Here is a 13107-nt window from a genome sequence, read left to right on the forward strand (position 1 = left end):
GAAAAGTATATGCTTGCACGGGCAATTGGCAAGCCATGACCACCATCAATTCATGAAAAAAGAATAATTAACCCAAAAAAAACAGCGATCATTGATCGCTGTTAATTGAAGAAAGCCCAGTTGGATAAGGATCACCCTCCGGTCATGTTCATGAATCGAACGACCTGCACGTCGCCATCGGTGGAAAAGTGATGGCGTTCCGGCTTGAGTGGCATCGCAGCAATGATACGCGACTTGAGGGCATCGATATCGCCAGGATGGCGGCGCAGCGTCTCGCGGAGATCGACCGAGTGCTCGTTGCCCAGGCAGAGGAGGAGGCGTCCTTCCACGGTCACCCGGACCCGGTTGCAGGTCGAGCAGAAATTATGGCTGTGGGGCGAGATGAAGCCGATCCGGGAAGTGCTGTCCGCCATCCTGAAATAGCGCGATGGTCCAAGCGTGGATTCGGTGGTCGGCAACAGCGCATGGCGAGACTCGATGATCGCCTGTACATCGTCGCTGGAACAGTAGGTTTCGCCGCGGGAATGATCCGACACGTCTCCCAGTGGCATCTCCTCGATGAAGCTTATATCCACGCCTTCGCTGCGGGCGAACTCCACCAGATCCAGCACCTCGTCGTCGTTCCTGCCCTTGAGGACGACGGCATTGAGCTTGATGCGATCGAAGCCTGCATCCTGAGCGGCATGGATACCGTCGATCACCTTCCGTAGGTCTCCCGTGCGGGTCAGACGCCTGAAGCGCTCCTCGTCGAGCGAGTCGATGCTGATATTCAGACGCTTCAAGCCGCCCCGACGCAAGGCAGGAGCATACTTGACCAATCCTGCCCCGTTGGTGGTCATGGCGAAGTCCTTGAGTCCATCGAGCCGACCGATGTTCGCCACCAGTTCATCGATCCCCCGGCGCACCAGAGGTTCACCGCCGGTCAGTCGAATCTTCTCGACTCCCAACTCGGTAAAGGCGCGCGCGACCATCGCCAGTTCTTCCAGGGTAAGGACCTGGGCACGCGGGAGAAAGGTCATCTCCTCACTCATGCAATAGACACAGCGGAAGTCGCAGCGGTCGGTGACCGAAATTCTCACGTAGCGTACGACACGCTGGAAATCGTCGATCAATTGCGTCATGAAGTCTCCCAACGCTTGGCATCGTGCTTGTCGGAATCGCGCTCGCCCACCCAGTAGTGGCCACTGGCGGTGTGTTCCTTCTTCCAGAAGGGCGCCCGGGTCTTGAGATAGTCCATGATGAAGTCACAGGCCTCGAAGGCATCCCGACGGTGTGCACTGGCCACGGCGACCAGCACGATCGGGTCGCCCGGCTCCAGGTGGCCGACCCGGTGGATCAGGCGCACGCCCTGAAGCGCCCAGCGCTGCTCGGCTTCGTCGACGATAGCCGCAAGCGACCGCTCGGTCATGCCCGGATAGTGTTCAAGAGATAGTGCCAGCACTTCCGGTCGCTCGTTGAAATCCCGCACCATTCCGGTGAAACATACCACGGCACCGATATCGGTACGTCGGTCGAGTAGCGCCTGGTGCTCCACTGCGACATCGAAAGGCTGGGTCTGCACGCGAATCATCGTCATCCTCCGGTCACCGGGGGAAAGAAGGCCACTTCGTCGCCTTCGGTCAACGGCGTTTCCTCCGTGCTCATCACCTGATTGACGGCACATAATATCCGCTGCTCCCCCAGCAAGGCGAACCGCGGATCCTGCTCTTCGAGGGCGCTCTTGAGTCCGGCAACGTTGGGTGCCGGAAGCGAATCGTAGGGAATATCGATATCGCTGATGCCCAGGCGCTCACGCAGTTCCGCCAGACATTTCACATGAATACATGACTGTTCATGACGTAGCGCAACACCGATATGACCCTCGAAGCATTTGCCGGTGACGATCGGCGCGACGCCCTGGGCCTGATCACTTGCCGACGGCAAGCCGTCGTGATCGCCATGCTCGCGCCGATACTCCCCGGATTTGCCCCCGGTCTTTGAGAGGAGCCGGATGGCGCCGATCTCCATGTCCTTGTCCACCGCCTTGCACATGTCGTACAGGGTCAGGCAAGCCACCGAGACCGCGGTCAGCGCTTCCATCTCGACCCCGGTACGCCCGGTCAGACGGCAGGTGGCGGTGACATCGACACTGGCGTCGGCTTCGTTGAGCGTGAAGTCGACGCTGACCTTGGAGAGTGCCAGGGCGTGGCACAAAGGGATCAGCTCAGGGGTTCGCTTGGCGGCCTGAATGCCGGCGATACGTGCCGTCGCCAGCACGTCTCCCTTGGGCAGCCCTCCCTCGGCGAGCAGGGCCAGGGTCTGCGGGCGCATGTGAATTCGTCCACCCGCTACCGCCTCGCGACGGGTCTCTGTCTTGTCGCCGACATCGACCATGTGGGCCTCGCCGCGTGAATTGAGATGGGTCAGGCTCATGTCAGTTCCCCAAAGGGTTGTAATGTCACGGTGTCGCCCGGTGCCACGACGGCTCGCGCCGCATCGATCTCGATCAGGCAATTGGCGGCGACCATCGACGACAGGATACCCGATCCCTGGCGCCCGGTCGTTCGCACGCGCAATCGCCCCTGCTCATCGCAGCTGTAGATGCCGCGCAGATAGTCGACCCGCCCCTGGCGGCTGTGCAGGGGTTCGTCGGCGAGGGCCGTCAGGCGCTGCACTTGCCACTGCTGCTCTCCCTGAAGGGTACGCAGCAGGGGCTGAACGAATTGCAGGAAGGTCACCATCACGGCCACCGGATTGCCCGGCAATCCAAAGAACGGAATCTCTCGCCCCCCCAGGGTGCCGAAGGCCAGAGGCCTGCCCGGGCGAATGGCGATACGCCAGAAGCCGAGGCGCCCCGTGTCGTCGAGGGCCTTGCGGGTCCAGTCCGCCTCGCCCACGGAGACACCGCCGCTGGTGATGACCATGTCCACCTCAGTCGCCGCTTCTTCCAGGACATGCCGGATACGGGCGTAGTCATCGGCGAGAATCCCGCGATCGAGCACCTCGCAGCCCATTCTCGCAAGCAAGCCCCGCAGGGAAAATCGGTTGGCATCGTATATGCCGGCCGGGGGCAGTTCCGCCCCCGGGGCCGTCACTTCATCGCCCGTGGAGAAGATGGCGACCCGCGGGCGCCGCACGACCCGTGCCTGGGCGACGCCCAGGGACGCCAGCAGTCCCAGATGCTGCGGCCTCAGCCGGGTGCCGGCGATCAGCGCTCGTGTCCCGCGGAGAATGTCCTCGCCGGCCTGGCGAACGTTCTGGCCACGCTTCACCTTGTCTGCTTGCTGCACCTCGACCCAGGGCCGGGCGCCCTCTCGCTCCATGACCAGTTGCTCGGCCATGACGACCGTATCGGCACCGTCGGGCAGCGGCGCCCCGGTGGTGATCGCTACCGCCTGCCCGGGTTCGAGCCTGCCCGCGAAGCGGCTGCCGGCGAGCACTTCGCCGACGAGATCGAAACGGGCCTGACGGGTTCCGGGCCAGTTCAAGGCAATGCCGTCCATGGCCGCGTTGGTGTTCTGTGGCACGTCGACCGGCGAGATCGCATCCTCCGCCAGTACCCGGTCGAGCGCTGTTTCCAGGGGCACGCTTTCGGCACCCAGCGAACGGGGGGCCAGCTCCTTCAGCGCCTCGAGCGCCTCCTCGACACTCAACATGCGCTCACCGAGATCGAAGCAGGATAGTGTCATGAATTCACTCCCGAGCCGCGCGGACTGCGGCGCCTCGACCATTGACCCGGCCAGGCGGCAATGTAGTCGGTCAAGGCAACGAGATCATTGAGATCCAGGGCCTCGACATCGGCGGGCAGGTCCAGCGGTTCATCGCTGGCGACCCCATGCACCCACTCATCGTCGCGGGCCAGCAACGGCTTTTCCAGCACGGGGCGGAACAGTTCCAGCTTGGGCAGCGGCCAGGCCTTGAACCCCTCGACCAGCACCAGATCGGGCTGCAAGGGCCTGACCTGCTCGATCAGCATGGCCAGGTCTGCCTCGCCACGATCCGGCGTCTCCATCATCAACGCGAAACGCGCCTTCGAGGCCACCAGCATGGGAGCCGCTCCGGCCTCACGCAAGCGATGACTGTCCTTTCCGGGTTGATCGACATCGAACCCGTGATGGGCGTGCTTGATGACCGCCACCCGCACCCCCCGTTCGGCCAGGCGCGGCAGCAAGGCTTCGAGCAGCGTGGTCTTTCCCGTACCGCTCCAGGCGGCAATACCCAACAGGGGCAATGTTTCGTTAGCAAGATCGAGTGTCATAGCATTCTGCAATCTTTGGTTTTCCTGAAATCTCGAGGCAATCATCATGCCGACGGCGCATTTGGGGCAGCGCAGAAAACACCCGGAAAAGCCGAGGAATTATCCCGCCTTCGACGACCACCCTACAAGCCGGATCAAGCCGACCCATCGTGCTCGAGACGGCGTGCGAGATCGTCCTTGTCCCGGGGGCTGTTGAGATTGGCGAATGCCAGTGGCTGATCGCTGAAGTCCACGTGGCACCAGTCGTGGCGTGCGTACCAGCGATCGATCTTGCGCTCACCGGCCGCCAGGGTTTCTCTCAGATCATCGACCAGGGCGCGGCGGATCAGCGCGACCACCGGATGGGCGCGCTGTCCATCGTGCGCCACGGCGATATCGTTCTCGCCGATGCCGGCCACCATTCGCTGCACCAGCGTCTCGGGCAGGGCCGGAGTATCGCAGGGCACGACCAGTACCCAAGGCGTCGATGCCGTGGCCATTCCGCTCAGCATGCCCATCAAGGGCCCCTGGAAGTCACCCTCGAGATCGCTGACGACCCGGGGGCCGAGACGGCCATAGGCATCGAGCGAACGGTTGGCATTGATCAGCACTTGCCCCGCTTGCCCCTCCAGTCGCGATAGCACATGGACGATCAGGGGCCGGCCGTTCAGCAATGTCCAGCCCTTGTCCACGCCGCCCATGCGGCGGCCCTGGCCGCCGGCCAGTACCAGCAGGGTAATGTCGTCCGGGGTCATGCAAGATCCTGTGCCTGGGTCACGAGGCCCAAGCATAACCGCCATGGCCCACCGATTGCATGACCAGAATCAGGATTTGCAAAGCAAGGGGACAAACAAGGCAGGGCTCAGCGCAGCACGCGTTCGGATTCCCGACTCGCCACCAGCACGCTCTCCTGCAAGATGCCATCGACGAGTTGCCAGCGACGCCGACAGCGATCCGTCAGCAGGCTGGTGTGGTGGGCGCTCAGCAGCACGGCACAGCCCAAGCGGGAGAGATCCGCCACCAGGGCATCCACCTCGGCGATGGCCAGGGCATCCAGGTTGGCGGTCGGCTCGTCCAGCAATAGCACGCGCGGCTTCAGTAGCCAGGCGCGGGCCAGTGCAAGGCGCAAACGCTCCCCGCCGGAGAGCGAGCGCGCCCGCTGGCGCCCCTGCTTCTCGAGACCGCACCAGGCAAGCATCCGCCGAGCCTGCTGCTGGGCGTCACTGCGCGCCAGGCCATGCCAGCGGGCCGCCAGACCCAGGTTGTCGAACACGCTGGTATCGAACATGTAGGGCGACTGGTGCAGATAGATCACCCGGCCCGGGCAAGGCGGCGCCAGCCACGCCTGCTCGAGTCGCCAGCGCACCCTGCCCTGACTTGGCATGTCCAGGCCCGCCAGTATGCGCAGCAGCGTCGTCTTGCCGCTGCCGTTGTCGCCTCGCAGATGCACCATGTCCTGGCCCGACCATTGCAGCTGGTCGATCGTCCAGAGCGGTCTGGCCGCGAAGCCATGGGAGAGCCCCGTGATCTCAAGCATGTTCGTGTCGTTCATGAACTCAGGCTCTGTTGCCCGCGTCCGCGCAACATTCCCAGCAGCAGGTTCAGTATCAGGGCCAGCAGCAGCAGCACCGTCCCCAGGGCGATCCCCTGGGCGTACTCGCCCTTCAGTGTCTCCAGGGCGATCGCCGTGGTGATGTTGCGGGTAAAGTGCTCGATGTTGCCACCCACCATCACCGCACTGCCCACCTCGGCGATGATCCGGCCAAAGGAGGCCACGATCGCCGCCAGCACACCGAAACGGGCCTCGCCCAGCAAGCGCCAGAGTGCCGCACCGCGGCCGGCACCGTGCAGCCGCGCGGTTTCCCAGGCACGCTGATCGATGCCCTGGAGCGTGCTGTGCAGCATGGCAACCAACAGCGGCATGGCCAGCAGCCACTGCCCGATGGCCATTGCCGGCTGGGTGAACAGCAGCCGCCATTCTCCCAGCGGTCCGCTGCGCGAAAGCAGCATGAACAGGATCAGCCCCACTACCACGGTGGGCACCGCCATCAGGGTATTGGCCAGGGAGATCAACAGCCAACGCCCGGGAAAGTCCAAGCGCGCAAGCGCCAGGGCGATCAATAGCGCCGGTGGAATGGCGAACAGCATGGCGATGAGCGAGACCCGGAACGACACCCCGATGATTTCCCATAGGTCGGGATCCAGGGTGATCAGCAACAGCAGGGCCATTCGCGTGGACTCCAGCAACTCAGGCATCACCGGCATCCTTCGTCGTCATGGGTTGTTGCCGCTCACTGCCTGCTTGGGCGAAACGCGCTCGCCGGCACTGGCATGGAACAGCCTTTCGCCATTGAGCCGGAAGGCGTCGATCGCCTGCTGTCCCTCTTCGGACACCAGCCACTCCGCGAGGGCCCGGGCGCCTTCGGCATTGAGATCGTCGTAGCGCTCGGGATTGACCAGAATCACCTGGTAGGGGTTGAACAGCCGCTCGTCGCCCTGCATGAGCAGGCTCAGGTCCAGCTTGTCCTGCATGGCCAACCAGGTGCCGCGATCGGTCAGGGTGTAGCCCTCAAGTTCATTGGCCATCTGCAGTGTCTTGCCCATGCCCTGGCCGACACTACGATAGCCGTCGAAGCCTGGCTCGACCCCGGTTGTCTCCCAGAGCGCCAGCTCCTTCTTGTGGGTGCCGGAATCATCCCCGCGAGAGATGAACAGCGCACCGCTGTCGGCGATACGGGCGAAAGCCTCGGTCACCCCGACGAGCCCTTGAATAGCGGCCGGGTCGTCTTCGGGCCCGACGATGACGAAATCGTTATACATCACTCCTTTCGGCTCGATGCCATGGCCGGCGTCGACGAAGGCCTGCTCCGCGGCAGGGGCATGGGTCATCACCAGATCGGCATCTCCGTCGCGGCCCATGCGCAGCGCCTTGCCGGTGCCCACGGCAATGACCTGCACTCGGTACGGGTGATCGGCTTCGAACTCGGGCAAGAGCTCATCCAGCAGGCCTGAATTGTAGGTGCTGGTCGTGGTGGCCAGCCGAACGATCTCCTCTTCGGCGGCCAGCGCCGGTAACGCCAGCAGGGCGAGCAGCGTTGCCCCCCCCATCGCACGCATCCGGCAAGACAGTCTCACGGTCATGGTATTTTTCCCTTCCGCCATGGCGACCCTTCCACGGCCGCCACTGTCACATCAGTTGTCGAATGGCTCGACACCTCTTGGCAATCCTTAGCAATCCCCGTGCCGAGTGGTGACATCCGCCCTGCCATCACCGGACAATTGCCGTGATAGATCGCAATCTTTACCATGAAAAAAGCGACAGATGTACTCGAAGTGCGCCAGACCGATCCAGTTCGGGACAAACTGACCCGCCCGAGGAGGAAGTTTACCCATGAGCGTTCCCAGCGAGCTACCCACCGCCTCGGTGCTGATCGTCGACGATGAGCCGGGCATGCGCCGCTACCTGAGCAAGGCGCTGGGGTCACGGTTCGCGATGATCGAGACCGCCGGGACGCTCGACGCCGCCGAAGCACTGCGCCAGCGCCTGCATTTCGACCTGCTGCTGGTCGACGTGCGCCTGCCGGGGCGCAGCGGCATCGACTGGCACGAAGCCCTGGAAGCGGGGGACCGTCGCAGCGACATCATCTTCATGACGGCCTATGCCGATCTCGACGTGGCGATCCGCGCACTGCGCGCCGGGGCCAGCGACTTCATCATGAAACCGTTTCGGCTGGAGCAGCTGCTCAACGCCGTGGATCGCTGCCTGGAGCGTCGCCGTCTGGCCCGGGAAAACTTCGTGCTGCGCCGGGAAACGGACCAGTTGCACCCGAACCGCGAAGGCATGCTCGGCAACAGCCCGGCCGTTCGCGATGTCCGGGCGATCACCGAGCGTGTCGCGCCCACGCCCTCCGCGGTGATGATCACCGGCGAGTCCGGCACCGGGAAGGAACTGGTCGCCCGGGACCTGCATCGCCTTTCCCGACGCCTGGGCGCCTTCGTGCCGCTCAACTGTGGCGCGGTGGCCGGCGAACTGTTCGAATCCGAACTGTTCGGCCACGTCAAGGGGGCCTTTACCGGTGCGGTCAGGGGCCGCGAGGGGCTGTTCACCTTCGCCGATGGCGGCACCCTGTTCCTCGACGAGATCGCCGAGATGCCTCTGGCCATGCAGGCCAAGCTGCTGCGGGTCATCGAGACCAAGCGGATTCGCCCCGTGGGAGGCGAACAGGAGCAGCCCGTGGACGTGCGCATCGTCACCGCCACCCACCGAGATCTGGAGCGGGAGGTCGCTGCCGGCCGCTTTCGCGAGGACCTTCTCTACCGTCTCAACGTACTGACCATTCGCCTGCCCGCGTTGCGCGAGCGACCGGAAGACATCCCGTTGCTCGTGCACCACTTCTCGCGACAACTCTCCCGGGAACTGGGGCTGCCTCCCCTGCCCTGGCAACATGGTGACTTGGACGAGATGGTGCGCTACTCCTGGCCGGGCAACGTCCGCGAGCTCAAGAACTTCGTCGAGCGCTGCATCCTGCTTGGCAGGCTGCCCAAGGATATCCTCCATCCGCCCGCCGGCGATCGTCGCGACACCGACATCAATGTGCCCCTGGACTGGACCCTCGAGACCCTGGAGCGACACCACCTGATGACGGTCCTCGAAGCTCATGACGGCAACAAGAGCCGCGCGGCGCGCAGCCTGGGCGTGTCTCGCAAGACCCTCGACCGCAAGCTGGTGGCCTGGCGAGAAGAGAGATGAAGAGGCTGCGACGCTGGCTGGACGTCTCGATCCGGCGTCGTCTGCTATGGATGGCCTGCGTGCCGCTGCTGCTGTTCAGTGCGGCATTGATCGGACTGACCGCCTACTGGACCAGTGCCTACAGCGACCGGCAGCTGTACATGAAGGTGCGTGCCGACCTGGCCGTGGCCACCCGCATCCTCGACGGCCTGGGCAATCAGCAGCAGGCACGCCTGGCCGAACTGGCCGGCAGCCAAGCCTTGACCACTGCGCTGCAGGGCGATGGCGCGCGCGCTCTCGACGCCCTGCTCGAGGAAACCCGCATCGCCAATCAACTCGACTGGCTGCGCTCCCTGGGTCCCGACGAACTGCCGGGGCACCTGGGCGAAACGCTGGCCGCCGAGCTGCGTCGCGGCCATCCGGTCCAAGGCCTCGACGCCCTGTCTCCGGAGCGACTCGACGCCATCGACCCGTTGCTTCCCGACCGGGCGCGCCTGGCCTTGCGGTCCACGCCAAGGGCCACGCCGACCGAACGCCAGGTCGAACGAAACGGCCTGGCGCTGCGCGTTCTCTACCCCTTGCACGACCCGCAGGGGCGACTGCGCCTGGTGCTCGATGCGGGGCGTCTGCTCAGCCGTGACCCGGCGCCCGTGGACGACATCCGTGACCTGATCTATGGCCCCGGCACCCTTCCCGAGAGCAGCGAAGGCACCGTCACGCTGTTCCTCGGCGACGTGAGGGTCTCGACCAACGTGCGCCTGCCCAACGGCGAGCGGGCGCTGGGCACCCGCGTCTCCAAGCAGGTGGCTCGCCAGGTGCTCGAGCGGGGGGAACCCTTCATCGATCGTGCCTTCGTGGTCAGTGACTGGTACATCGCTGCCTATGACGTCCTGCAGGACATCCATGGCCAGCGTATCGGGATGATCTACGCCGGCTACCCCGAGGCGCCCTTCACCCGCCTCTACCGCGATACCCTGCTGCAGATCGCCGTCACCCTGGCTCTCGTCATGCTGTTTTCCCTGGGCCTGGTCCTGCGTGGCGTCGAACGACTCGCCGCCCCCATTCGACGCATGCACCGGGTCATCCACGGCATACGTGAAGGAGACCACCTGCGTATCGGGGAACTCGGCAGCGATGACGAGCTGGCCGAGCTGGCACAGGAATTCGACGCCATGCTCGACCGCCTCGACGCTCATCGAAACGAGCTGCGACGAGCGGCCGAACAGCTAGAGCGTCGCGTCGATGACCGTACTCGCGCGCTGCGCGAGAAGACCCGGGCCCTGGAGGAGCACATTGACCTGCTCAAGCAGGCACGCACGCGGCTGATGACTCAGGAAAAGCTGGCGGCACTCGGCGAATTGACCGCCGGTATCGCCCACGAGATCAACAACCCGGCCGCCGTGATCCTGGGCCACATCGAACTCATCGAGCAGCAGCTGGGCCCCGACGCCGCCCCGGTCAAGGAAGAGATCGAGATGATCATCGCCCAGGTGGAGCGCATCCGCGCACTGATCGACAACCTGCTGCAATACTCGCGCCCCGGGCATCCTCACCCACCCCGGCAGCTCGAGGACATCAACGATATCGTGTCGCGCACCGAGACCCTGGTACGCCATGCCCTGGACAAGCGAGGCCAGCGACTGACGATCCACCTTCATGCCCGGCGACGGGTCGAATGCCACTCCGCCCAACTGCAGCAGGTACTGATCAACCTGATCATCAACGCCGCACAATGCGGCGAGGCGGAACAGCACATCGTCATCACCACCCGGGACATCGATCGGAACCACGAGCCCGGCGTGGGGATCGACATCGCCGATCAGGGTCCGGGTATCCCGGAACATCTACGTGAACGAATCTTCGACCCGTTCTTTACCACTCGCGAGGCCGGTTCGGGACTCGGCCTGGCGATCTGCGCCGGCATCCTGCGCCGCAATGGCGGCGATATCAGCGTGACCTCGACCCCGGGACAAGGCAGTGTCTTTCATGTCTGGCTGCCCTGCCGGGCCAGGCCCGGGGACGCCGACGAGGACACCACCCGCAAGCTGCTAGAGGGGCTGAGCGATGTGGCGCAGTCGGGCAGCGCCAGGGCCTCTTGACGGCAGGCCCGCTGCCACGGGCTTATCGACGAGTGCGTGACGGGTTATCATGCTGTCAAGGATGTTCAACAAGGACGCTCGATGAGTGGATTCGATGTAGGCACGCGCCTCAAGCAATTGCGCCAGCGGCGTGATCTTTCCCAGCGGGAACTGGCCAAGCGAGCGGGAGTCACCAACAGCACCATTTCGCTGATCGAGCAGAACAGCGTCAGCCCCTCGGTGAGTTCGCTGAAGAAGATCCTCGATGCGCTGCCGGTCTCCATCAGCGAATTTTTCGCCGGCGAGGAGCTCGCCAGCGAGCAGGTCTTCTATCGCGCCGAGGAGTTGACCGAAATCGGTGACGGCACGCTCTCCTGGCGTCTGGTCGGCGCACGACGGCCCAACCGCAGCATGTCGATCCTCCATGAGTACTACCCTCCCGGTGCCGATACCGGCGAGGACATGCTCGAACATGCCGGTGAAGAAGGCGGCATCGTCGTCTCCGGCAGCATCGAGATCTCGGTCAACGGCGAAACCCGCGTGCTGACCCGCGGCGATGCCTACTATTTCGACTCCCGCCTGCCCCATCGCTTCCGCAACATCGGCGACACGGACTGCGTGATCGTCAGTGCCAACACGCCGCCCTCCTTTGCGGAGGGCGGCGGCACCCAGCATCATTGAGAACCTGCCCACGACCTACTGCACTCGGCGATACTTCGTTGAAATTGATCTCATAATGCTCATTTACTCCAGTAAGCTGCGCTTATTCGACCAATTTCGTCTAGTCCCGCCATCGTTCGTGACGATCGTGAACAGTTTCTGGAATGAAGCTCAGTGATAATCCTCCCGAGCGGGGGGCAGCACCAGGTTCAGGAGAATGCCGACCACCGCGGCCAGGCTCACGCCCTGCAGGGCGAACTGGCCGCCGCCGATCTGCATGCCGCCGATGCCGAACACCAGGATCAGCGAGACCACCACCAGGTTGCGTGGCGCGGTCAAGGGCGCTCCGGCCCGCACCAGGGTATTCATGCCGACCACCGCGATCGAGCCGAACAACAGGGTCATGATGCCCCCCATCACCGGACCGGGGATCGTCTGCAGCAGCATGCCCAGCTTGGCCACGAAGGCCAGCACGATCGCCACGCAGGCGGCGACCACCATGATGTTGGGGTTGAAGTTGCGGGTCAGCGTCACCGCGCCGGTCACCTCGGAATAGGTGGTGTTGGGCGGCCCCCCGAACAGGGCCGCGGTGGAGGTCGCCAGGCCGTCGCCCAGCAGGGTACGGTGCAGCCCCGGCTGGGTCAGGTAGTTCCTGCGGGTCACCGACCCGATGGCGATCATGTCGCCGATGTGCTCGACCGCCGGGGCGATCGCCACGGGGATCATGAACAGGATCGCCGAAATGTTGAAGGAGGGGGCCACGAAATCCGGCAGTTCCAGCCAGCCTGCCTCGCGCACCGGCGACAGATCGACCACCCCCATCCCCAGGCTGAGCAGGTAGCCGACGAGTATGCCCCCCATGATCGGCACCAGGCGCAGCATGCCTCGGCCGAATACCGCCAGCACCAGGGTGACCAGCAGGCTGCTCATGGAAAGCGTGATCGCCTGGCCGTAGCCGATGTTGTCGCTGGTCTCGCCGGTGGCCATGTCGACCGCCACCGGCGCCAGCGCCAACCCGATGACCATGATGATCGGTCCTACCACCACCGGGGGCAGCAGGCGGTGCAGCCAGGCAGTGCCCTTGAGGCGCACGAACTGGGAAATCGCCACGTAGACCAGCCCCGCCGCGAGCAGCCCGCCGAGGGTGGCGGGAATGCCGAAGTTGGCGATCGAGCCCTGGATCGGCGCGATGAAGGCAAAGGACGAGGCCAGGAACACCGGTACGCTCTTGCGGGTCACGCCATGGAACACCAGGGTGCCGATGCCCGCGGTGAAGAGCGCCACGCTGGGGTCGAGCCCGGTCAGCAACGGCACCAGCACCAGGGCACCGAAGGCGACGAACAGCATCTGCGCGCCGGTCAGCAGGGTACGCGGCCAGGAATCGGTCGAAGGCGCCGAACTTGCGGCTTCACTCATCGGGAAAT

Annotated in this window: 13 protein-coding genes; 3 read left to right on the forward strand and 10 right to left on the reverse strand. The window is 64.4% G+C overall.

The window, feature by feature from the left end; translation table 11 throughout:
* Positions 1 to 131: 131 nt before the first annotated feature.
* From moaA to BUA41_RS09360, 9 genes are all read right to left on the reverse strand, one after another.
* Positions 132 to 1121: a GTP 3',8-cyclase MoaA gene (gene moaA, locus BUA41_RS09320; RefSeq protein WP_072822063.1), complete on the reverse strand. Its 990-nt coding sequence runs from the start codon at positions 1119 to 1121 to the stop codon at positions 132 to 134.
* Positions 1118 to 1570, reverse strand: coding sequence for a molybdopterin synthase catalytic subunit MoaE (moaE, locus tag BUA41_RS09325; protein WP_072822065.1), 453 nt, complete (start codon positions 1568 to 1570; stop codon positions 1118 to 1120). The genes moaA and moaE overlap by 4 nt, the downstream gene beginning before the upstream one ends.
* Before the next feature lie 2 nt (positions 1571 to 1572).
* On the reverse strand, positions 1573 to 2412 hold the full coding sequence (moaC, locus tag BUA41_RS09330) for a cyclic pyranopterin monophosphate synthase MoaC (RefSeq protein ID WP_072822068.1): 840 nt from the start codon (positions 2410 to 2412) through the stop codon (positions 1573 to 1575).
* Positions 2409 to 3668 (reverse strand): bifunctional molybdopterin-guanine dinucleotide biosynthesis adaptor protein MobB/molybdopterin molybdotransferase MoeA, encoded by a 1260-nt coding sequence (locus tag BUA41_RS09335; RefSeq protein WP_072822071.1) that lies wholly within the window; start codon positions 3666 to 3668, stop codon positions 2409 to 2411. The genes moaC and BUA41_RS09335 overlap by 4 nt, the downstream gene beginning before the upstream one ends.
* Entirely contained in the window at positions 3665 to 4237 is a 573-nt protein-coding gene (mobB, locus tag BUA41_RS09340) for a molybdopterin-guanine dinucleotide biosynthesis protein B (RefSeq protein ID WP_072822073.1), read from the reverse strand. Before mobB ends, BUA41_RS09335 begins: the two co-directional genes overlap by 4 nt.
* Positions 4238 to 4371: 134 nt before the next feature.
* Positions 4372 to 4971: a molybdenum cofactor guanylyltransferase MobA gene (mobA, locus tag BUA41_RS09345; protein ID WP_072822075.1), complete on the reverse strand. Its 600-nt coding sequence runs from the start codon at positions 4969 to 4971 to the stop codon at positions 4372 to 4374.
* A 107-nt stretch (positions 4972 to 5078) separates the two neighbouring features.
* Complete coding sequence (locus BUA41_RS09350) at positions 5079 to 5753, reverse strand: ABC transporter ATP-binding protein (protein WP_072822313.1); 675 nt, start codon at positions 5751 to 5753, stop codon at positions 5079 to 5081.
* An 11-nt stretch (positions 5754 to 5764) separates the two neighbouring features.
* Positions 5765 to 6472: an ABC transporter permease gene (locus BUA41_RS09355; RefSeq protein WP_072822077.1), complete on the reverse strand. Its 708-nt coding sequence runs from the start codon at positions 6470 to 6472 to the stop codon at positions 5765 to 5767.
* A gap of 18 nt (positions 6473 to 6490) precedes the next feature.
* A complete protein-coding gene (locus tag BUA41_RS09360; protein WP_072822080.1) occupies positions 6491 to 7357 on the reverse strand; it encodes an ABC transporter substrate-binding protein in 867 nt (288 codons plus the stop codon).
* A 250-nt stretch (positions 7358 to 7607) separates the two neighbouring features.
* Here BUA41_RS09360 and BUA41_RS09365 point away from each other — a divergent pair, with 250 nt between their 5' ends.
* The 3 genes from BUA41_RS09365 (at position 7608) to BUA41_RS09375 (ending at position 11704) form a co-directional block, all read left to right on the forward strand.
* Positions 7608 to 8966 carry a sigma-54-dependent transcriptional regulator gene (locus tag BUA41_RS09365; protein WP_072822082.1) on the forward strand — a complete coding sequence of 453 codons (1359 nt, stop codon included), beginning with the start codon at positions 7608 to 7610 and terminating at the stop codon, positions 8964 to 8966.
* On the forward strand, positions 8963 to 11044 hold the full coding sequence (locus BUA41_RS09370; RefSeq protein ID WP_072822084.1) for a sensor histidine kinase: 2082 nt from the start codon (positions 8963 to 8965) through the stop codon (positions 11042 to 11044). Before BUA41_RS09365 ends, BUA41_RS09370 begins: the two co-directional genes overlap by 4 nt.
* Positions 11045 to 11125: 81 nt before the next feature.
* Positions 11126 to 11704 carry a cupin domain-containing protein gene (locus BUA41_RS09375; protein WP_072822086.1) on the forward strand — a complete coding sequence of 193 codons (579 nt, stop codon included), beginning with the start codon at positions 11126 to 11128 and terminating at the stop codon, positions 11702 to 11704.
* Between the two features lie 150 nt (positions 11705 to 11854).
* Here the strand turns inward: BUA41_RS09375 and BUA41_RS09380 are convergent, their stop codons facing one another.
* Positions 11855 to 13099, reverse strand: a complete 1245-nt coding sequence (locus BUA41_RS09380; RefSeq protein ID WP_072822088.1) for a uracil-xanthine permease family protein — start codon at positions 13097 to 13099, stop codon at positions 11855 to 11857.
* Between the last annotated feature and the right edge of the window lie 8 nt (positions 13100 to 13107).

Origin of the sequence: Modicisalibacter ilicicola DSM 19980, from assembly GCF_900128925.1 — a bacterium.
In the GTDB taxonomy this organism is placed as follows: domain Bacteria; phylum Pseudomonadota; class Gammaproteobacteria; order Pseudomonadales; family Halomonadaceae; genus Modicisalibacter; species Modicisalibacter ilicicola.

Bases quoted from the DNA above. Each gene is read 5' to 3' on its own strand.
- BUA41_RS09360 (WP_072822080.1), bottom strand. From the start codon at position 7,357: ATGACCGTGAGACTGTCTTGCCGGATGCGTGCGATGGGGGGGGCAACG.
- BUA41_RS09350 (WP_072822313.1), bottom strand. From the start codon at position 5,753: ATGCTTGAGATCACGGGGCTCTCCCATGGCTTCGCGGCCAGACCGCTC.
- mobB (WP_072822073.1), bottom strand. From the start codon at position 4,237: ATGACACTCGATCTTGCTAACGAAACATTGCCCCTGTTGGGTATTGCC.
- BUA41_RS09375 (WP_072822086.1), top strand. From the start codon at position 11,126: ATGAGTGGATTCGATGTAGGCACGCGCCTCAAGCAATTGCGCCAGCGG.
- moaE (WP_072822065.1), bottom strand. From the start codon at position 1,570: ATGATTCGCGTGCAGACCCAGCCTTTCGATGTCGCAGTGGAGCACCAG.
- mobA (WP_072822075.1), bottom strand. From the start codon at position 4,971: ATGACCCCGGACGACATTACCCTGCTGGTACTGGCCGGCGGCCAGGGC.
- BUA41_RS09370 (WP_072822084.1), top strand. From the start codon at position 8,963: ATGAAGAGGCTGCGACGCTGGCTGGACGTCTCGATCCGGCGTCGTCTG.
- BUA41_RS09355 (WP_072822077.1), bottom strand. From the start codon at position 6,472: ATGCCTGAGTTGCTGGAGTCCACGCGAATGGCCCTGCTGTTGCTGATC.
- BUA41_RS09380 (WP_072822088.1), bottom strand. From the start codon at position 13,099: ATGAGTGAAGCCGCAAGTTCGGCGCCTTCGACCGATTCCTGGCCGCGT.
- moaA (WP_072822063.1), bottom strand. From the start codon at position 1,121: ATGACGCAATTGATCGACGATTTCCAGCGTGTCGTACGCTACGTGAGA.
- moaC (WP_072822068.1), bottom strand. From the start codon at position 2,412: ATGAGCCTGACCCATCTCAATTCACGCGGCGAGGCCCACATGGTCGAT.
- BUA41_RS09335 (WP_072822071.1), bottom strand. From the start codon at position 3,668: ATGACACTATCCTGCTTCGATCTCGGTGAGCGCATGTTGAGTGTCGAG.
- BUA41_RS09365 (WP_072822082.1), top strand. From the start codon at position 7,608: ATGAGCGTTCCCAGCGAGCTACCCACCGCCTCGGTGCTGATCGTCGAC.